This window comes from Corallococcus exiguus, assembly GCF_009909105.1.
Classification (GTDB): Bacteria; Myxococcota; Myxococcia; order Myxococcales; family Myxococcaceae; genus Corallococcus; species Corallococcus exiguus.
Map to the genome: position 1 here is coordinate 46,685 of NZ_JAAAPK010000019.1, position 18,627 is coordinate 65,311.

Annotated in this window: 13 protein-coding genes; 7 read left to right on the forward strand and 6 right to left on the reverse strand. The window is 69.5% G+C overall.

Annotation, left to right across the window (positions count from 1 at the left end):
- The first annotated feature begins 115 nt into the window (after positions 1 to 115).
- From GTZ93_RS41105 to GTZ93_RS41115, 3 genes are all read left to right on the forward strand, one after another.
- On the forward strand, positions 116 to 1,918 hold the full coding sequence (locus GTZ93_RS41105) for a right-handed parallel beta-helix repeat-containing protein (protein ID WP_257979505.1): 1,803 nt from the start codon (positions 116 to 118) through the stop codon (positions 1,916 to 1,918).
- 267 nt (positions 1,919 to 2,185) lie between these two features.
- Positions 2,186 to 3,349, forward strand: a complete 1,164-nt coding sequence (locus GTZ93_RS41110) for a LamG domain-containing protein (RefSeq protein ID WP_139923094.1) — start codon at positions 2,186 to 2,188, stop codon at positions 3,347 to 3,349.
- 82 nt (positions 3,350 to 3,431) lie between these two features.
- The gene (locus GTZ93_RS41115; RefSeq protein ID WP_139923092.1) at positions 3,432 to 5,216 is read left to right on the forward strand and encodes a C1 family peptidase; all 1,785 of its coding nucleotides are present in this window, start codon (positions 3,432 to 3,434) and stop codon (positions 5,214 to 5,216) included.
- Here GTZ93_RS41115 and GTZ93_RS41120 read toward each other — a convergent pair.
- The 3 genes from GTZ93_RS41120 to GTZ93_RS41130 form a co-directional block, all read right to left on the reverse strand.
- Entirely contained in the window at positions 5,198 to 6,781 is a 1,584-nt protein-coding gene (locus GTZ93_RS41120) for a nitrilase-related carbon-nitrogen hydrolase (RefSeq protein WP_161663351.1), read from the reverse strand. The genes GTZ93_RS41115 and GTZ93_RS41120 overlap by 19 nt on opposite strands.
- Entirely contained in the window at positions 6,778 to 7,365 is a 588-nt protein-coding gene (locus GTZ93_RS41125) for a PadR family transcriptional regulator (RefSeq protein WP_139916337.1), read from the reverse strand. Before GTZ93_RS41125 ends, GTZ93_RS41120 begins: the two co-directional genes overlap by 4 nt.
- 113 nt (positions 7,366 to 7,478) lie before the next feature.
- Positions 7,479 to 7,946, reverse strand: coding sequence for a hypothetical protein (locus tag GTZ93_RS41130; protein WP_139916339.1), 468 nt, complete (start codon positions 7,944 to 7,946; stop codon positions 7,479 to 7,481).
- A 74-nt stretch (positions 7,947 to 8,020) separates the two neighbouring features.
- Here GTZ93_RS41130 and GTZ93_RS41135 point away from each other — a divergent pair, with 74 nt between their 5' ends.
- The 3 genes from GTZ93_RS41135 to GTZ93_RS41145 are packed head-to-tail and all read left to right on the forward strand — an operon-like array spanning position 8,021 to position 14,927.
- Positions 8,021 to 9,196 (forward strand): trypsin-like serine protease, encoded by a 1,176-nt coding sequence (locus GTZ93_RS41135; RefSeq protein WP_139916340.1) that lies wholly within the window; start codon positions 8,021 to 8,023, stop codon positions 9,194 to 9,196.
- A 50-nt stretch (positions 9,197 to 9,246) separates the two neighbouring features.
- Positions 9,247 to 11,280 (forward strand): CHAT domain-containing protein, encoded by a 2,034-nt coding sequence (locus GTZ93_RS41140; protein ID WP_139916342.1) that lies wholly within the window; start codon positions 9,247 to 9,249, stop codon positions 11,278 to 11,280.
- Complete coding sequence (locus GTZ93_RS41145) at positions 11,277 to 14,927, forward strand: nSTAND1 domain-containing NTPase (RefSeq protein ID WP_139916344.1); 3,651 nt, start codon at positions 11,277 to 11,279, stop codon at positions 14,925 to 14,927. Before GTZ93_RS41140 ends, GTZ93_RS41145 begins: the two co-directional genes overlap by 4 nt.
- Here GTZ93_RS41145 and GTZ93_RS41150 read toward each other — a convergent pair.
- Entirely contained in the window at positions 14,910 to 16,373 is a 1,464-nt protein-coding gene (locus GTZ93_RS41150) for a hypothetical protein (RefSeq protein WP_139916346.1), read from the reverse strand. The two genes, GTZ93_RS41145 and GTZ93_RS41150, sit on opposite strands and share 18 nt — an antisense overlap.
- Positions 16,374 to 16,728: 355 nt before the next feature.
- On the opposite strand from GTZ93_RS41150, the gene GTZ93_RS41155 reads away from it, so the two are divergent.
- On the forward strand, positions 16,729 to 17,760 hold the full coding sequence (locus GTZ93_RS41155) for an LLM class flavin-dependent oxidoreductase (RefSeq protein ID WP_139916348.1): 1,032 nt from the start codon (positions 16,729 to 16,731) through the stop codon (positions 17,758 to 17,760).
- On the opposite strand, the gene GTZ93_RS41160 is transcribed toward GTZ93_RS41155, so the two are convergent.
- A complete protein-coding gene (locus GTZ93_RS41160; RefSeq protein ID WP_139916350.1) occupies positions 17,711 to 18,211 on the reverse strand; it encodes a DUF6232 family protein in 501 nt (166 codons plus the stop codon). The two genes, GTZ93_RS41155 and GTZ93_RS41160, sit on opposite strands and share 50 nt — an antisense overlap.
- Entirely contained in the window at positions 18,204 to 18,566 is a 363-nt protein-coding gene (locus GTZ93_RS41165; RefSeq protein WP_257979054.1) for a DNA-binding response regulator, read from the reverse strand. The genes GTZ93_RS41160 and GTZ93_RS41165 overlap by 8 nt, the downstream gene beginning before the upstream one ends.
- Between the last annotated feature and the right edge of the window lie 61 nt (positions 18,567 to 18,627).

The following is an 18,627-nucleotide window of genomic DNA, read 5'->3' on the forward strand; positions in this document are numbered from 1 at the left end:
CCACGGTTTCCCGGCGTCATGGGCCTTCGGGCAATCCTCTACCCCGCTGTTTCGCGGTGCAAAGGTTCATTGCCCTCAGGGACCGCGTCAGACCAAGGTTGGATAAAGGAAACCCATGACCCCTTCATCCTGGCGCTGGGCCTGTGTTCTTGGATTGCTGACGTTGGTCGCCTGTTCCGATGGGACACCGGATGGAGGCGACCCCGTGGATGGGGGACTCGTTTCCGACGGCGGCAGCGGTGATGCGGGAAGCCATGGGGATGGGGGCAGCAGCGGCGATGGGGGCAGCAACGGCGATGGAGGAAGCCTCGGGGACAACGCCACGGTGGCCGGCGCGACAAGTCTGCCCTTTCCGACGCTGCACCACCTGACCGTGGAGTGGGCGTTCAGCGGAGATGCCAATGCCAATGGCGTGGTGACGGTCCGCTACCGGGCCTCGGGCACCAGCGCCTGGCGCGAAGCGCTGCCGCTGCGCCGCGTGGCCGCGGGCAGCAACGAGGGCTTCAGCTGGACGAGCCGCCATTCCGGCAGCGTGTTCGACCTCCAGCCGGGGACGACCTACGAGTTGGAGCTCACCCTCACGGACCCCGATGGCGGGTCGACCACGCGCACCACGACCGCCACCACCCGCCCGGTGCCGGTCCCCATGGCGGGCGCCCCCGTCAAGGCAGTGACACCCGGCACGTTCGCCAGCGTCGCCGCGAGCGCGCAGCCGGGGGACGTCCTCCAGTTGGGCGCGGGAACCTACGCTGGCTTTGATTGGTCCCGGAGCGGCACGGAAGGAAAGCCCATCGTGCTCCGGGGGACGGCCGGGGTGGTGATCAACGGCGCCATCAACCTCTTCGCCCAGTCCCACGTCCACATGGAAGGACTCACCGTCAACGGCCGCATCCGCTTCAACGGCTCGAAGCACATCGCCATCCAGCGTTGCGCCATCAACGCCAGCAGCGCCCATGGAGGCGACGGCATCGTGACCTTCACCCGCGCGGAGAACGCATACATCGCGGACAACGTGGTGACGGGCCTGACGCAATGGGCGGAGGCGTCGCTCGGCGCCAGCGGAGACAACCTGGGCGAAGGCATCGCCGTCAACGGCCCGGGGCACGTCATCCTGCACAACCGCGTGACGGGGTTCCGGGACGGCATCTCCCTCATGGAGGACGAAGAGGCCGTGGATCAGTTCAGCATCGACATCCTGAACAACGACCTGACCGGCAACGCGGATGACGGCATCGAGGCGGACTTCTGCGTCCACAACTGCCGAATCGTTCGCAACCGGCTGACGAACAACTTCATCGCGGTGTCGTCGCAGCCAGGGTTGGGCGGGCCCACGTACTTCGTCCGCAATGCCATCTACAACGCGGTGCACGTGGCCTTCAAACTCTACCGGGGCAGCACGGGTGACGTGCTCCTGCACAACACGGTGGTCAAGCACGGAGATGCGTTCGGCATCTACGCGGGCCGCCCGGTGGCGCACCTCTACGCGCGCAACAACCTCTTCCTGGGAGGGACCGGCGGCACGTTCAATGGCTACAGCAGTGGCACCGGCCGGGTGTTGCACGTCCCCGACCTGGAGGTCGCCAGTTCGAGCCTCGACTACGACGGTGTGGGTTCCACCACGGACACCGTCACGGGCCGCCTGGGCGCCAGTTCGTTCACCAGCCTCCAGACCCTGCGGACCGGAACGAGCGAACAGCATGCCGTGCAGGTGGACCTCACGGCGTTCGCGACCTCCGTGGCGTATCCCGCCGCCCCGCTGACGCTCTACGCGAAGCCGGACCTGCGCATCCGGGCGGATTCGGCCGCGGCGAACGCGGGCCAGGTCCTGCCGAACATCAACGAGGGTTTCACCGGCCCGGCGCCGGACCTGGGCGCCTTCGAGGCGGGAGCGGACCTGCCCGTCTACGGCCCGCGCTAGCACGTCAGCAGCGCCAACGCGGCGGTGGTCAACACGGTGACGCCGGTGCGCAGCGTGCGCTCGCGGTCCGGTGCGGGGCTCTTGGGCAGGCAGGACTCCCAAAGCTTGCTCGCCATTCCCCCCCCATGGCGGGCAGCAGCGGGTTGACCGTGCCTCTGCCTGGGTGCGCCAGCAGGAGTGCCCAACTCATGGGGCTGGCGACGCGAAACGGGCTTCTTAGTTTTGAGCCAGGAGCGCGCTGGCCGTTGATGACCACGTGTAGATGACATGGCACTTGAACGCTACGCCGCCGCTGTCCTGGCGGATGGACCGATTGGCTACTGGCGCCTGGGAGAGGCACCTGGAGCGATGACGGCAGTCGATGCCTCGGGGCACGGCAACCATGGAGAATACTCCGCCGGTGGAATCACCCTTGGATTGAGTGGCTTCAAGGGCGGGGACACGGCTGCGCTGTTCGATGGCCTGATGGGACGAATCGTTGTTCCCAACAGCAAGGCCCTCAATCCCCACCAGCTCACCATGGAGGCCAAGATCAACTGGTCCGGCCCCAATCCCGGGCCCGTCCAGTACACCCAGCGCATCCTCGAGAAATCGAGCTACGAACAGCGCGCGGAATACGCCCTGACCATCAACGGAGGAGATGGACATGTGGTCGTCGAGTTCCGGGTGAGGACGGCACTCAATGGCCTCGACATCAACGTGTCCGCCAGGAGCCGCAGCGAGGTCCCGCAGGGCGTGGAAACCCACGTCGTGGCGACCTTCGATGGGCAGGAGATCCGGATCTATTTCAACGGGATGCTGGATGGCCAGACGGGCCTGGGAGCCAATGCAGGCGACCTTCTGCTCAAGTTCCCCTCCCCACCGCCTCCCTCGCTGGATGGCTACCTCGGGATTGGCAACCAGACCTATCCCTCCCGCCCCCGGCCGTTCCATGGACTCATCGACGAGGTTGCGCTCTATGCCACCGCGCTTTCCGCCGAGCGGGTTCTGGCCCACTACCAGGCGCAGTTCGCGGAGCGGGTGACGTTCCAGTACGCGGTGAAGTTCGTTTGCGGAGAATCCCCCGGACGGGTCGTAGCGCCTGGCACCTACTTCACCGCGATCAACGTGCACAATCCGACCTACAAGGAGATTGGCTTTCGCGTGAAGGTTGCCATTGGGATGCCTGGCTTGAAACCCGGTCCTGTCTCCGAGTTCGTCAGTGCCGGCCTCGGCCCGGATGAAGCGCTGGAGATCGACTGCTCGGACATCTTCAAAATCTCCGGGGTCGATGCCCGCTTCCTCAAGGGGTTTGTTGTGATTGAAACCGAGGGCACCGAACTTGACGTGGTCGCCGTGTATTCGGCGGCGGGCCGGGACGGACCGATCTCGACGATGCACACCGAGCGTGTCCCACCCCGACGTCGGGAAGAGAGGGTCGACAAGGCCTGAGTGGATTTCGAGATCGACGATTGGGGCCTTGCCTCGGAACGCGGGCGCTCCAGGTTTGAACTTGGACCATTGGAGGGACCCCATGAGCTACAAGATTCCAAGACTGGGCTGGTTGCCGGATCCGCTCGATCCCCGCGACCTGACGGTGCGGGCGCCGGAGGTGAAGCGCTCCCTGTCCGCGGTCATGCCCCGGCTGTCACCGAAGGGTGCGGTGGGGGCGGCGGCGGGCGCTACGTCGGTGGGCCCGCTGCGGGTGGACCTGCGCAAGTGGTGCTCCGCGGTCGAGGACCAGGGACAGATTGGCTCCTGCACGGCGAACGCGGTGGTGGGCCTGTATGAGTACTTCCAGCGCCGGATGACGGGCGAGAACGTGGAGGCCTCGCGCTTCTTCCTCTACCGGGCGACCCGGCGGCTTCTGGGGTGGGACGGCCGGGGCGACACGGGGGCCTTCATCCGCAGCACGATTCGCGCGCTGCGCCTCTTCGGCGTGCCGCCAGAGGAATACTGGCCCTACAAGGAGAGCGACTTCGACCGTGAGCCGCAGGCATTCCAGTACGCCTTCGCGCAGAACTTCCGGGCCATCCAGTACTTCCGCCTGGAAGAGAAGATCGGGCATTTGAAGAGCGCGCTGAACGCGGGGTTGCCGTTCGCCTTCGGCTTCACCTGCTTCAGCTCGATGTTCTCGCCGGAGGTGAAGGCGAGCGGGATCATCCCGTACCCAGCACCGCAGGAGGCCGTGGAGGGAGGTCACGCCGTCCTCGCGGTGGGCTACAGCGACTCCCACGTGCTCTTCAAGAACAGCTGGAGCCCCAAATGGGGACTGGACGGCTACGGCTTCCTTCCGTGGACCTTCTTCGACCGGGAGCGCCCCCTGGCGACGGACTGCTGGGCCCTGCTGGATGCCGCCCTCATTCCTCCGGAGGAAGCGACCCGGGAGGACTTCGAGGAGGAGAAGCCGGGCAAGCGAAGGGCGCGTCCGAGCCGGGCGGAGCGGACGCCGGCGCTCATCCAGGTGGTCCGCGGGAATGATCCATTCACCGAGGTCCCCCTGCGCATCACGTCATCGGGCGTGGAGGCGGCGCATGACGCATTGCGGATGGGGCTTCGTTCGACTCGCGAGGAGGTCTCGGTGCGGCTGCGCCGAGTGAGCATCACCCCGTCCTTCGACTTCACGTTGCTGAGACAGGCGTCCGACGACCTCTACCTTGTCGGGCTCGCCTGGGACCTCTCGGGCCGGACTCCATCGCTCCTCGCCTCGGCCGCGGAGCCGACGAAGGGCGTCTTCCGTCAGGACGGAGCCGGCAGGGAGATCCGCTTCGGGGATGGCGGCCTCCAGGTATGGAAGGGAGCGCCTGTGATTGGCGCGCTCTACCTGAACCTCCTGCTCGTGGAGAGCAGCAAGGGGGCGGAGGATCTCTCCAAGACACTGCACGACGTGGAGAGCATCGTGACGAAGAGCCGCCTGGGGACTGCCCTGGCCGAACAGGGCTCCGAGGTGGAGGCCGAGTCCCTCGTGCGGACGGAGGAAGCGGCGCGCCTGCTGATGGGTGAGGTGACGGCTGCGCTCGGAAGACAGGGACATGTCATCCCCTGCTTCAAGGGCGTATTCGGGGCGGACTCCTTCCTTCACGGACAGACAGATGTCTATGACCAGCTCGGCACGGTCGTCGAGTTGGAGCGGGCCCTCAAGGAAGAGCCCCGAAGCACCACGAAGCCACGGCTCACGGCGCTTCAGCAAATGCAGATGGAACTCGTCGAGGAGCGCCAGCGCGGAAGCGGCAAGGTGACCGAGCCTCCGCGGGAGGACGTCCTCCCCCCGAAGACGGAGGAGGCGGCCCCCAAGCGTCCTCATGGGCCCAGAGCCTGACCCTTGTCACCCATGCCGGCGGCGTTGTTCGCGCTTCGCCGCCGCGCGATGAGCCCGTGGACGGTGGCCTGGAGCACCCAGCCCAGCGCGGCCAGTCCGGAGAGCAATCCCACCGAGTCTCCGATTCGCGCGTAGAGCGTGGGCACCCGGCCCACCGGTAGCTCCGCGCGCAGCACCCGCTCCTCCGCCGTGAAGTGGTCCAGTTCGCCGTACACGCGCCCGTAGCCGTCCACCGCCACGGACAGCCCCTGGTTCACCTGCCGCACCATGCTGAAGCCCTGCTCCACCGCGCGGAACACCGCCTGCCGCGTGTGCAGCGGGCTGATGCCCTTCCAGTCGCTCGACGGCAGCAGGAGCAGTTCGAGCCCTCGCTCCGAGGCGCTGGCGAACACCGCCGGGAAGTCTCCGTCGAAGCAGATGGCGCCTCCCAGGACTCCCACGCCGGGGGCCTGGATCACCGCCGGCTCCGCGCTGCCCGGGATGGAGTGCTCAGCCTCCCATCCCGGCACCGGCCGGGACTTCACGTAACGCCATGCCACCGCGCCATCCGGTCCCACCAGGATGAGCTCGTTGCGCAGCATCCGCTCCGCCTCGGGCGTCATGCTCGCCACCGACATGCCGAGCCACACGCCTCGCTCGCGAGCCAGCGCGCTCCCCCGTGCGATGAGCGCTTCCAGCTCCGAAGCCAGCACCACCGCGTTGCCCTCGGACCAGAGGAGGAGCTTCGCTCCCTTCACGGCCTCCCGCTCCGACAGTCGCAGCAGCTCCTCGTTCACCGCGCGCGAGGCATCGGCGAAGGCTCGCCAGTCCTCATCGGCGAAGGCCTCGCCCTTCATGAGCCGGGACAACCCCGCCTCGCGGCCCGTGGCCACATCTCCCGCCACCGTGATGCCCGCCACCCGGACGGGCTCGCCCACCCTCCCCGCCCCCGCGAGCCGCAGCGCTCCGAAGCCGAGGATGGCCACCAGTACCGCCGCGTACACCGCCACTCCGTGCAGGACGCGGCGCCCCGTATCCCGGTGCTCGAACGCCCAGTTGGCCACCGTGGCGAACCACACCAGGACGAACGTCAGGCCCCACAACCCCGTCACCGATACCAGCTGCACCAGCACCGGCACCTTTGCCTGGGTGTAGGCCAGCACGCCCCAGGTGCCGAATGGATTGCCCAGGCTGCTGAAGAGCTCCAGCCCCGTCGTCGCCGCTGGCAGGAAGAGCGTCCCCACGAAGGTGCCCCGTGGCCCCACGACGAGCCGGTCCGCCAGGTACAGCAGCGCGACCACCACCGCGCCTCCCAAGGCCATGCCGAAGGCGCTCGCGGCGGAGCCCGGGAACACTCCCAGGTTCGCCACGCCAACGGCGATGGTGTTGGCCACCAGCAGCCCCACGAAACCCACCGCGGGCCGCTGCCTCCGGGAGAAGAAGAGGAACAGCGCGCCCATCAGCCAGCCGGGCAGCACCGCCCACTCCGTGTTCAGCAACAGCACCAGTCCAGCCCCGACGCCCAGGGCGAGCCACGGCATGAACATGGACAGACGCCGCGCTCCTTCGTCCGGATGACCGCTCATCGCGCTCCCCTCTTCTTCGTCGAACCTGTCGTCGGCTTCATGCGCCCAAGTGCTTCGCGCGCCTCGTCACACCAGCGCAGGTGCGCCTCCAGCCCGAGCAGCCCCGCGCGAATCGACAAGTGCTGGTAGGCAAACTCCGGATCGTCTTGCCGGGCGTGGCGGACGTCCTCGTCGATGAGGCGCAGCACCGCCAGCAGACCCTCGGCCTCGGCGCGGCTGCGCTCCACCTGCGCCAGGGAGTCCGCGGGCCCCACCTGGGCCCCGAAGAAGAGCTTGAGCAACAGCTCGTTGCGCTCGACGTGGGGGAGCACCGGCCGCCTCAGCCATTCCGCGAGCGCCTTCCGCCCCGCCGCCGTCACCCGATACACCTTCCGGACCCGTCCGCCCCGCGAGCGCTCCTCCGGCTCGAGCTCTACCAGACGCTCCTCCGCCATCCGCTCCAACGTCGGATACAGGTTGCCGTAGCTCTCCTGCCAGAAGTGCCCCACCGACCGCTCGATGGTGCTTCGCAGGTCGTACCCACTCATCGGCTCCCGGCACAGCATCCCCAGGATGGCGAACCGACAGGTGCTCTCCCTCGCCATGACTGCCTCCTCCACCCGGATATATCAGGCTGATATATCCAGCCACCAGCCCTCGTTTGGCGTCCCCTGGAGGAGCCAGGGCTACCCTCTCGCAGTCTCGACTGTTGGGATGCTCATTCGCTGGGACGCCGCCGCGCAGTGTCGCGATTGAAGGAAGACCAGACGCCGTCGCGGACCTCGTCGCTCAACCCCAACGCCTCGGCGCGCTCCAGCAGCGACTTCAGCTCCTCGGCGCTCAACAGCGGCCGCAGGTCCGCATGGCCCACCTGCTGGAAGAACTGGTGCACCAGCACCCGGGCCGCAGCCTCACGCAACTCCTGCTCGTCGCCGACGACCAGGGTCTTCGCGAGCCGCGTCAGGACGGTGTTCCGCGCCAGAAAGGTTCCCCGATACAGGCTCAGCTCGCTCAGCGCCCAGAGCGCGTTCACCCGCTGCCGGGCGGAGAGCTGGCCCTGTTCGAGAATCTCCACCAGCGCGTCGAACACCTCGGGTCCACGCTTGCGGAGCTCCAACAGGTCGACGGGGACCCGCCACTTGTCCAACTCATTGACGAGCCAGCGATGCGCCTTCGCGTCCATCATGACGACCACACTCCCAGTTCAAGCGGTGAGAACAAGCCTGCTCGCCCCCAGAGGACGAACCGTAGAGTGGCTGCATGACCTCTCCCCGCTCGGCCTTCCCGTGGTCCCCTTCCCTGCGTGCCACCGTCGCGCTGGGCTTCCTGTCCCTGGGTGGTGGCTGTGGCCCTGAAGCGGTCGGTGATCCACCCGCCGTGGCGCAGACCGCTCGGCCTCTCTTGGGCGCCACGCCCGCCGCCGCCGGGGAGTTCCCCTGGATGGTGTCCCTCCAGGACGCGGCCGGGAACCACCTGTGTGGCGGCACCATCATCAACACCCACTGGGTCCTCACTTCACGCCAGTGCGTGCTGGGGACCGGCACCGTGATGCCCCCGCATCCCAGCACCCTGCGCGTCGCGGCGGGCAGCAACAGCCTGGCGGCGATGAGCAGCACGGGTCAGGTGAGTACGCTGCTGGACATCATTCCCCTCATTGGCTCGTGGGATCCGACGCAGGGCAAGGACGCGGCGCTCCTGCGGTTGATGACCCCGCTGACGCTCAATGGCACCACAGTGGCGGCCCTGCCGGTGGCGACGGCGGCGGATGTCTCCGCCGGCTACACCGATCCGGGCGTCATCGCCACGCTCTCGGGCTGGGGGCAGACAACCCCGGGCGGTGCAATCCCAGACGCGCTGATGAAGATGAGCGTGCCGCTGATGTCCAACGCGGATGCTTCCCTGGCGCTGGGGCAACCCCTCACCACCGACCAGCTGGGGGCGGATGGTTCGGCGCAGGGCAACGCCTTCTGCACGGGGGACGTGGGAGGCCCGCTGGTGGTGGACGGCCCCTCCGGGAAGAAGCTGGTGGGCGTCGCCAGCTACAACCTGGGCTGCTCGGCGCCGAACATCTTCGAGCGGGCTGCGTACCTAAAGGGGTTCATCGACTACATGACCCCGCGGCTGAGCACCGCGCCGCGGGCGACGCTGCAGCACGTGAACGCACCCCAGGGCGGCTGGAAGCACTACTCGCTGACCCTGCCGTCGGGCATCCCCGCGTTCACCGTGTCGCTCCAGAAGGGCACCGGCAATGGCACCCTCTACGTGCGCTACAACGCAGCGCCCACACTGACGAACTACGACTGCCGCTCCGGTGCCACGGACAGCAACCTGGAGTATTGCTCCCTCTACTACCCGAGCCAGGGGACCTGGTACATCTCGGTGTATGGCGAGACGGCCGTCGTCGAGGCCTCCATGCTCGGACGTACTTTCTATTGATACGGCCGCTTGCTCCAGGTGCCATGAGGACGGAGTAGGCTTCCGCTCGCATGAGCACGAGCGGAACGACGGCGCCCGGATTCTGGCTGGAGGTCGACCTCGCGCTGACTGGCGATGAGGTCAGCGCAACAGCGCGGGGCAGCGGAGGCCAACAGCCCGCGCCGCACAGGTTGGGGCCCGCGCACTCGCGCGAGTCCCTCCGCCGCTTCGGTGAGTGGGTGCGGGACGCAGCCGTGCGCGGAGTGCCCCTGGAGTCCGCCGAGCAGGCGCGGGCGCTGCACTCCGCCCTCTTCCGCGAGGGGCTCCAGGAGGTGCTGCTCGAGCTGCGCGGCGTGTCGCGCAACATCGGGAGCAAGAAGCCGCTGCTGCTGCGGCTCCTGCCCCGGGACCGCGAGCTCCAGGCGCTTCCCTGGGAGGCGCTCTGTGGACCGTCCGGGCCGCTCGACTTCCTCGGCATCTCGCCGGAGCTGTGCATCGTGCGCGGGGTGCAGTCCACGAAGCCCTGGCTTCCTCGCGAGGTCACCGGGGCCGTGCGGCTGCTCGTCGTCTCGCCGCTGGACGAAGAGGCACCGGCCCGCCTGCGCGCCATGCTCCAGCCGGCCATCGACTCCGGAGCGCTGGAGTGGATGGAGCCGCTCGTGGGGGCCCGCTCGCGGCGCGACTACGTCATCGACCGGCTCCGCTCGGAGCCCGCGCCGCACATCCTGCACTTCATCGGTCATGGCGGCGTGGACGCGAAGGGGGCTCCGGTCCTGCAACTCACGGATGCGGACGGCGCGTCCGCGGGGCTCTCCGTGGAGCTGCTGGCGAAGGAGCTGGCGGGAGCCTTCCGGGGCGACCTGCGACTGGTGGTGCTCGAAGCCTGTCAGGGCGCTCAACCAGGGGCGCTGACGAGCGCGGCGGAGCTGCTCGCGCAGGGCGGCGCGGACGCGGTGGTGGCGCACCTGTGGCCGGTGAAGACAGACGTGGCGCGCGCGTGCTCGCGGGCCTTCTATCGCGCGTTGGTGGGAGACACTCGGCACCGGGGCGACGTGGCCCGCTGCCTCCATGACGCGCGCAGCACGGTGCTCACGGAGTTCGGCGAGAGCGCCGAGGCCTTCTCCCCCGTGCTGTACCTGCGAGGCAGTGACACCACCCTCTTCTCCTTCCGGCCCGCCCGGGTGAACGCCGCGCCCCGTGCTCCCGTGCGGTCCGAACCGGTGCGCACGGAGGACCCGTCCCTGCGCGGGCTCCTGGACCTGGTCTCACGTCCCTTCTCCCTGGTGCTGGGCGACCACGGGGGCACCACGGACGAGGACCTGCGGGAGCTCTTGCACGGCCGGATGCGGGGCACGCCCTGGGCCGTGCCGGAGGCGCTGCCGATGAGCGCGCTGGCGCAGCGGTTCACGCTGCGCTTCGGGCCCAAGACGCTGGACTCGCACTTCCAGGAGGTGTTCCGGGATGCGATGCCCACGCTTCCGCTGGTGGAGGCGCTGGCCCGGCGGCTGAGGCCCGGCGTCCACATCACGCTCTTGCGCATGCCCGTGTTGGAGCAGGCACTCGCGCTGCACCGGCCCGAGCTGCCGCTGTATGTCATCCAGCCCTCGACGCCAGACGAAGGCTCCGCGCTGATCCGACGGCGCCTGCCGGGGCAGGGCTGGGAACCGCTCGACACGCTGCCCCTGGACTTCGACCCGTCGCGCGACGTGGCGCTGGTGCGGCTGTACCGGGGCTACCTGCCCGACCGCGTCTTTGAAACGCCCCTGCTCACGGAGGACGATTATCTGCACGGCGTACGAGACCTGGAGTCCGTCCTGCCTCCGGACCTGGCGGACGCCATCCTGGGGACATTGGACAGCCGCCCCGCGCTGCTCATTGGACTGTCATTGCTGGCATGGCACCACCGCATGTTGTTGTCTCGGTTGTTCGGACGCCGGCCGCTCCCTCGCAAGAGCCTGGTGCTGCTGGAGCCCGGGGTTCATGAGGCGGAGTCTTGGAAGTCAGGCCGGGGCCTGCCCGCGGGCGCTGGCATCCAGGTGGTGCAGGCGGAAGCGGGCGCGGTCGCCGAGTCGCTCGGCACGGGGACGCAGGGAGGTTCGCGATGAACGGCCTGGTGAATCCCTTCCTCGGGCCGCAGCCCTACCGCGCGGCGGACCGCGAGCGCTTCTTCGGCCGCGAGACCGTGACGCAGCGGCTGGTGAATCGCATCCTCGCGCACCCGTGCCTCACGCTCTTTGGCCCCTCGGGCGCGGGGAAGTCGTCGGTGATGCAGGCCGGCGTGATTCCGCTGTTGGAGGAGGCGCACGAGTTCCGCACGGTGCGCATCGACGGGTGGCTCGCAGGGGAGGCTCCGCTGGCGCGGCTCGTGCGCACGATGCACGCGGAGCTGGAGCTGGGGCCACCACCGGAGCAGGCGGGGACGGTGGAGGCGCTGGACTCGGCGCTGGAGCTCGCGTCGCAACGCTCGGACCGGCCGGTGCTCATCTACCTGGACCAGTTGGAGCAGCTCTTCCTTCCGGGGCGCGACGTGGAGGCGACCGGCGCGCTGCTGAAGGGGCTGGACGCGCTGGCACGCAAGCCGGTGCGCGGGCTGCAGCTCGTGCTGGCGATGCGCGAGGACTACCTGGGGCGCTTCCGTGACCGCGTGCGGGGCCGGCGCGAATTGCTGGAGCAGGGCTTCCGGCTGGGGCCGCTCACCGTGGGCGAGATGGTGCGGGTGTCGTGCCGGCTGGCCGCCGAGAAGGGCCTGCCCGCGCAGCCATGGTCCGAGCAGGAGGTGCGCGCGCTGATGCGGCAGGTGCGCATGGCGGGACAGGGCGAGCAGGACGATGACGCCGAGGTGCAGGCCGCGTTCGCGCAGATCGTCTGCCGGGCGCTGTGGGACGAACGGGCGCGGGGCCAGGCCGTGGAGCCTGTCGCCGCGGAGCCGATGGTGCACCGCTACCTGGAGGCGACGCTGGATGCGCTCGGCTCCGACAAGAAACGGGCGGCGCGCCGGTTGCTGGAGCAGCACCTCATCGCGAGCGACGGCAGCCGAACCCTGCTGACGGAACAGGAGGCCCGCGCCGAGCTGCCACCCGAGCATGCGGACGAGGTGCTGACGCACCTGGAAGCGGCGGCGGTGCTGCACGCGGAGCAGCACCAGGGCAGCCGGTACTTCGAACTGGGACACGACTGGCTCGCGCGCAAGGTCTTCGACCTCAAGCAGCAGCGCATCGAGCGTGAGTCCGCGCAGCGACAGCGCCGGCGTGAAGCGGCCGAGCGGCGCAGGCTCATCATCCTGGCCTCGGTGGCGGTGGGCGTGGCGGCGCTGATGGCCCTGCTGCTCATCTGGGCCTGGACGGAGCGAACCCATGCGGAGCGGGCGAAGACGGCCGCGGATGGCGCGAAGCAGGAGGCCGTCAAGCAGGCGCGAGACGCGCGGGGATTGGCGTTGATGGCGGGGGCTCGCGACCTGCAGGGCCGCGGCTACGCCGCGATGGCCACGAAGCTGCTGCTCGAAGTGCCTGAGCCCGAGCAGGCGCGGTGGTGGACACAGTTGGCGCATGACGTCCTGAAGGAACCCCTCCCGGAGGTGACGTTCCAGGGAACGGCTCCGCTGAACGTCGCGGCGTTCAGCCCGGACGGCCTGCGGGTGGCGGCGGCCTCCCGGGAAGGGCCGGCGTGGGTATGGCGCGTGGACGGGACGGGCACCCCCGTGGCGTTGACGGGCCATGAGGGCATCGTCGACTCCATCGAGTTCAGCCCGGACGGGCAATGGGTCGCCACCGCCAGCCGGGACGCCACCGTCCGGGTGTGGCGGGCGGATGGGACGGGCACGCCCGAGGCGCTCTGGAAGTACGAGGACACCGTCCACTCCGCGAGGTTCAGTCCGGATGGCCAGTGGCTGGTGACGGCTTCGGCGGACATGAGCGTGCAGGTGCGGCGGGCGGATGGAACCGGCGAGCCCGTGATGCTGGGCGAACACCAGGCCTCGGTCCTGTCGGCGCGCTTCAGCCCGGAGGGGCGGCGCGTGGTGACCGCCTCCTGGGACAGGACGGCGCGGGTATGGCGGGCGGATGGGAAGGGCCCGCCCATCGTGCTCAAGGGGCACACGAAGCCCGTCTTCTCCGCCGAGTTCAGCCCGGATGGACAGTGGGTGGTGACGGCTTCCGAGGACAAGACGGCGCGCGTGTGGCGAGCGGATGGGAAGGGCTCGCCCGTCGTGCTCAACGGGCATGAGGGGAGCGTGAACTCCGCCACGTTCAGCCCCGATGGCCAGTGGGTGGTGACGGCTTCCGAGGACAAGACGGCGCGGGTGTGGAAGGCGGATGGGACGGGCTCTCCCACCGTCCTTAATGGCCATACAGACCCCATCACCTCCGCGGAGTTCAGCCCTGATGGCCAGTGGGTGGTGACCACGTCGTTCGACGGGACCGCAAGGGTGTGGAGGGCGGATGGAAGAGGCCCCCCCCGGGTGCTCCAGGGGCACCAGGGCTGGGTCGCGGACGCGCGATTCAGTCGGGACGGTCAGCGGATCATCACCGCGTCCAGTGATGGAGCCCTCCGGGTCTGGAAGGCGGGCGAGCCGGAGCTTCCCGTGGTGTTCCAGGGTCCCGGAGAGGCGGCCGACGCGGTCCGGTCCGCGCGGTTCAGCCCGGATGGGCAGCGGGTCGTCACGGCGGGCGCCGACGGAGCGGCACGCGTCTGGCGCACGGAGGGGACGGGCGCCCCCGTGGTGCTCGATGGGCGCGCGGGCCCCGTCTTGTCGGCCGCGTTCAGCCCGGATGGACACCAGTTGGTGACTGTCTTCGAGAACGGGAGTGCGCGGGTGTGGCGGACGGATGGGATGGGCCCTCCGGTGATGCTGAAGAATCCGCTCAGGCCCATCGGGTCCGCGGAGTTCAGTCCGGATGGCCAGTCGGTGTTGATCACGTCCGGGGGCGAGCCCCAGGTGTGGAGGGCGGACGGGAGCGGGACACCGCGGGTGCTGAAGTCCGACGATGCACGCTCCGCCCGGTTCAGCCGCGACGGTCAGTGGGTCGTGTCCGCGTTTGTCCGGGTCCCGAAGGTGCAGAGGACGGATGGAACCGGCACGCCCGTGCTGCTCCAGGGCCATGAGCGCCGCGTCCTCTCCGCCGAGTTCAGCCAGGACAGCCAGTGGGTGGTGACGGCGTCCGAGGACCAGACCGCGCGGGTGTGGAAGGCGGACGGGACGGGCACACCCGTCGTGCTCAAGGGGCATGGAGGTGACGTCTATTCCGCGAGCTTCAGCCCGGATGGCTTGTGGGTGGTGACAGCGTCCGCTGACAAGACCGCGCGGGTGTGGAGGGCGGACGGAACGGGCACGCCCGTCGTGCTCAAGGGACACCTGAACGTCGTCAATTCCGCGAGCTTCAGCCCGGATGGCCTGTGGGTGGTGACGACCTCGGTTGATCAGACCGCGCGGGTGTGGAGGGCGGACGGAACGGGCGTGCCCCTGGTGATCCAGGGCTGTGAGTCGGAGGTCGCATCCGCCGAGTTCAGTCCGGCCGGGCAACAGCAGGTCCTGACGGTGTGCGCCGATGGACAGGCACAGCTCTGGCCCCTGGATGTCTCGGAGCTCCAGCGGCGGCTTCGGGCCGTCAACAAGGACTGCCTTCCTCCGGACGTCCGTCGCAGCTACCTGGATGAAAGCGAGGAGCAGGCGCGCAGCGGCTATGCGGAATGTGAGCGGGCCCAGGGACGGGATCCGCTCGTGACGCCGCCCCCGACGCTACGGCTGCTGCCCTGAAAGCCTTGCAGCGGGGTCTCCGAGCAACACATAGCCGCGTAAGTCATTGCGCTGCATCCACTGATGACCCTGTCGCTTCGGGTCGACAGGATCCGGAATGCCATACACCTGCGCGTCCTGCCGCGCCCGGTAGCCCGCCAGCAGCGCGTCGTTGACGCCCCGGTACGCGCTCATCAGCGCGTCCAGGGCGACGCCCGCGCGGCTGCCGTTGGACAGGATCTGGAGCGCGGAGAGGACACGCGAGGCACGGCCGCGCGTCATGTCCTCCGAGTCCAGGAACCCGAGCGTCCACGCCAGGTCGCTGTGGCCGATGATGCCCAGCGGGCCGCGCGGATTCGCCAGCAGGGCCTGGGGCAGCGCCGCCACGAAGGGACGCTCCCCTGCCCTGGGCAGGCTGTGCAGCACGGAGTCAGGACGGCCCGCGAACCCGCCAGCCGCGGCGATCTGCGCGAGCCATGCATGGAACGCGCTGTCCGGTGGAGTCGCCGCGCCGAAGCACGCCACGCTGAACCACATGCCTCCGGGCAGGAAGGGCGTGTCCCTCAGCATTGCTCCCGTGAGCGGTGGGCCTCCGCCCAGCGTCAGCGCGCCCTGCATGGCCCGCTGCTCCCGGGCAGAAGCCCAGCCCTTCGAGGGCCGCCCCAACCCATGCGCCACCGTGAGCATCACCGCCGAGCGCGCACCGGCCGCGGCCTCCAGGAGCGCGTCCGCGTCCCCGTAGTCATAGGGAACCTCCTGGACCTTCAACGCGGGCCGCTTCTGCTTCCACCGCGTCTCCATGACCTGCCGGCAGGGCTCCACCAGCAGGTGGTGTCCGGAGGTCGTGGCCGTCGTCCCGTCCCTCGCCGTGTACAGGAGCATGTCGGGGGCCTCCGGAGGCGCGCCCTGCTTCTCGGCCGCGATCACCTTCCCCGCGTAGGACGTGTAGCCCGCGAGGTCTGGTTCACCGTCGGGCAGCCCCACGTGAAGCCGTCCCACGAACGCGCCATGCGCGAGCACGTGCTGCAACTCCATGGACACGTCGGGCAGGTCCCCGAGCAGCAGCAGGTACCTGGGACGCTCCTCCTCGGGGACGTCCTCGGCCCGGTGCACCGACTCCTTCCAGCGCACCGCCGCGTTCGCGTCCATGCCGGGAGGAACGCGGTAGCGCATCACCGCGGCGCCCTGCTCCTGCTCGCGGTGCTGGATGAGCGGCTCGATGGCGCGAAGCAGGGCGTCGCCCGCCGTGCCCAGGGGCGCGATGACACCCCAGCGCTGCGCGGGCAGGTCATTCGGGTTCGCGTCGGGCCGCTCCAGCGTCATGCCCTCGGCACGGCGAGGAAGCGGCGCGGGCCTGGGGGCATCCCGGGTGGAGTCCGCGGGAAGCCCGTCCTCCAGCACCGGCCGGCGGTCGTCAGCGCGCGCGAGCAGGAGCTGGAGTGATTCATCCTTCACGGGCTCGGGCATCTTTCGGCTCCCGGTGGGACCTGCGTTCTATTGATTCACGGCCCGCGGACGCGGCGGGGTACGGCCTTTTTTCGTCCAGATTCCGGAGACGGGTCCAGGAATTGGAAAACGGGCCCATCCTCGCTCGCCCCCCTCCCTTCCAATCCCTTGCAATGACTGGAATGGGCGTGTGACACCCTGCGCGGCACAACAGCTGCACTGTTGTTACGCCTGAAGCCAGGCTGATGGGTGGGATGGCCTCCGCCTGGCGGTCCGGAGGGCCCGAGCGCCCGAGCGGTGCGTCAATGCCGTGAAAACCCCGAGGGCCCTGGCTATCGAAGGGCTTTTCCGCCCCCGTGGCGCGAGGGTCCCCCCGATGATCCCCTTCTCCGTCCTCGACCTGTCCCCCGTCATCTCCGGGGGCGACGCCGGCCTCGCCCTCCACAACAGCCTGGACCTGGCCCGCCACGCGGAAGCCCTGGGTTACAAGCGCTTCTGGCTGGCCGAGCACCACAACATGACGGGCATCGCCAGCGCGGCCACGTCGGTGGTCATCGGGTACGTGGCGGGGGGCACGAAGACGATTCGCGTGGGCGCGGGCGGCGTCATGTTGCCCAACCACGCGCCGCTCATCATCGCGGAGCAGTTCGGCACGCTGGAGACGCTCTATCCCGGCCGCATCGACCTGGGCCTGGGCCGCGCGCCGGGGACGGATCAGCGCACCTCCGCCGCCCTGCGCCGGGGCCTGGGGGGGGCGGACAGCTTCCCGCAGGACGTGGTGGAGCTGCAGAACTACTTCAAGGACCCGGTGCCGGGACAGGCCGTGCGCGCGGTGCCGGGCGCGGGCCTGCACGTGCCTCTGTGGCTGTTGGGCTCCAGCACCTTCAGCGCGCAGCTGGCCGCGGCCCTGGGGTTGCCCTTCGCGTTCGCGTCGCACTTCGCGCCCGCGCAGATGATGAGCGCGCTGCACCTGTACCGCACGCAGTTCCGCCCGTCGGACGTGCTCCAGAAGCCGTACGCGATGATTGGCGTGAACGTCTTCGCCGCGGACACGGACAAGGAGGGGCAGCGCCTCTTCACGTCGCTGCTCCAGGCCTTCATCAACCTGCGCCGGGGCCGGCCGGGCCCGCTCTTGCCGCCGGTGGACAGCATGGACGGTCAGCTCAACGAGATGGAGCTGGCGGAGATCGAACACATGCTGGCGTGCACCGTGGTGGGCTCGCCGGACAGCGTGCGCGACGGCCTCCAGTCCCTCATCGAGCAGACCGGGGCCGACGAGCTGATGGTGACCGCGCAGATCTTCGACCACGCGGCGCGCCTGCGCTCCTACGAGATCGTCTCGCAGGTGCGCGACCAGCTCACGGCCGCTGACACGCGGCCCGCACCGTCCCCGCAAGCCGTGCGATGAGCTGGGCGTCGTGGCTGCCGAAGACGCGGCGCGAGCCGCCCGGCAGCCCCAGCACCAGGTAGTGGGTGTCCTCCACCACGAGCAGCGCGGCCATGGACGCGAAGAGGCCCAGGGCGGTGAGGACGAGCCCCGCCTCGTACGCGCCCCTCAGCGCCGTCACGCTGACGGACAGCCAGGACAGGAGCGGCAGCCCCAGCGCCCCGGCCAGGCCCACCGCGAGCAGGTAGGGCCACACCTTCGGGGTGCGGCGCGCGGTCTCCACCTGGAGCACGTCGCGCAGCGCCCAGCTCTGGCCGCCCACGACGAGCCGCTCGGCGGTGACGCGGACCTGGCCGGCCTGGAAGAGGGAGGGCTCCCCCGAGTCCAACACCGGAGCCACCGGGCGGCGCTCCACTTCACGCAAGGGGACAACGGGACGCAGCACGGTGACGACGGCCATCGGTTCACCCATGGGTGGTCTCCAACAGAGGAAAGTGCGAGCGCAGGAGGGCGCGAAGCTCATCGAGTGGGCTGCCCAGCGCGAAACATGCCCGGGCCCCCTGACACAGGGCGCGGGACACCAGGCGCTCGTCCGCGAAGGGCAGGAGGACGACGACGGGCGCGGTGGCGGCGCAGTCCCGAGCGCGCGTCATCACCGGGAGGATGGCCTCCCCGCGCTCCACGTGCGCCAGCACCAGGTCCGGCCGGGCCGCGTCCCCCGCGTCCAGGAACAGGGCGATGCCCAGGTCGCCCAGCACGTCCGCCAGCAGCGAGGCCAGGGACTCATCCGCACCGAGCAGCAAGGCCCGGGTTGTGCGCAGGGACACCACGGTCCCACGTCACAGCAAGCTACATGCCGGAACCACCGTCCCCCGGGGCCACCGAGTG

Excerpts from the sequence above, each read along its gene's own strand:
- GTZ93_RS41105 (WP_257979505.1), top strand. The coding sequence starts at position 116 with ATGACCCCTTCATCCTGGCGCTGGGCCTGTGTTCTTGGATTGCTGACG.
- GTZ93_RS41130 (WP_139916339.1), bottom strand. The coding sequence starts at position 7,946 with ATGATGGACGCGAAGGCGCATCGCTGGCTCGTCAATGAGTTGGACAAG.
- GTZ93_RS41140 (WP_139916342.1), top strand. The coding sequence starts at position 9,247 with ATGAGCACGAGCGGAACGACGGCGCCCGGATTCTGGCTGGAGGTCGAC.
- GTZ93_RS41160 (WP_139916350.1), bottom strand. The coding sequence starts at position 18,211 with ATGGGTGAACCGATGGCCGTCGTCACCGTGCTGCGTCCCGTTGTCCCC.
- GTZ93_RS41115 (WP_139923092.1), top strand. The coding sequence starts at position 3,432 with ATGAGCTACAAGATTCCAAGACTGGGCTGGTTGCCGGATCCGCTCGAT.
- GTZ93_RS41145 (WP_139916344.1), top strand. The coding sequence starts at position 11,277 with ATGAACGGCCTGGTGAATCCCTTCCTCGGGCCGCAGCCCTACCGCGCG.
- GTZ93_RS41120 (WP_161663351.1), bottom strand. The coding sequence starts at position 6,781 with ATGAGCGGTCATCCGGACGAAGGAGCGCGGCGTCTGTCCATGTTCATG.
- GTZ93_RS41155 (WP_139916348.1), top strand. The coding sequence starts at position 16,729 with ATGATCCCCTTCTCCGTCCTCGACCTGTCCCCCGTCATCTCCGGGGGC.
- GTZ93_RS41150 (WP_139916346.1), bottom strand. The coding sequence starts at position 16,373 with ATGCCCGAGCCCGTGAAGGATGAATCACTCCAGCTCCTGCTCGCGCGC.
- GTZ93_RS41135 (WP_139916340.1), top strand. The coding sequence starts at position 8,021 with ATGACCTCTCCCCGCTCGGCCTTCCCGTGGTCCCCTTCCCTGCGTGCC.
- GTZ93_RS41110 (WP_139923094.1), top strand. The coding sequence starts at position 2,186 with ATGGCACTTGAACGCTACGCCGCCGCTGTCCTGGCGGATGGACCGATT.
- GTZ93_RS41125 (WP_139916337.1), bottom strand. The coding sequence starts at position 7,365 with ATGGCGAGGGAGAGCACCTGTCGGTTCGCCATCCTGGGGATGCTGTGC.